We start from the raw sequence: 379 nt of genomic DNA, 5'->3' as shown, positions 1-379 counted from the left end.
GCCAACAGAATACAGGAAGAATTCTCGGTAGCCATCGGATTGAAAGAAATATTTTTATATCCGGTATTACAGGACCAATCTGATGTATTGGCCGCTTTGGAAGAATCAGTATACGAATCGATTCCCGTGGCAGCTGTTCAGGATGGATATCCGTTGTCTGATGCACAAAGAAGATTATGGTTTTTGGATCAACTGGGAATCGCAAAACAATCTTTCAACTTATGCTGGTTATGCAATATAGAATTAGGAAATAAAGCATTCAACCCAACCGCCTTTAGCAGTTCGATGAAAGCCATTGTAAGCCGTCATGACAGTTTGCGTACCATTTTCAAAACCGAAGCCGGTGAAATAGTCCAACAGGTAATCCCTGCCGCTTCTT

1 protein-coding gene is annotated in these 379 nt (G+C 41.7%); it reads left to right on the top strand.

Annotated elements, in window-relative coordinates; translation table 11 throughout:
• Positions 1–379, top strand: a 379-nt coding sequence (locus GJU43_RS22750; protein WP_154344187.1) for a condensation domain-containing protein, incomplete at both ends; no start/stop codon positions are given.

The organism is Flavobacterium sp. LC2016-23 (assembly GCF_009674775.1).
Taxonomy (GTDB): domain Bacteria; phylum Bacteroidota; class Bacteroidia; order Flavobacteriales; family Flavobacteriaceae; genus Flavobacterium.
This window is presented reverse-complemented; position numbering and strand designations above follow the sequence as displayed.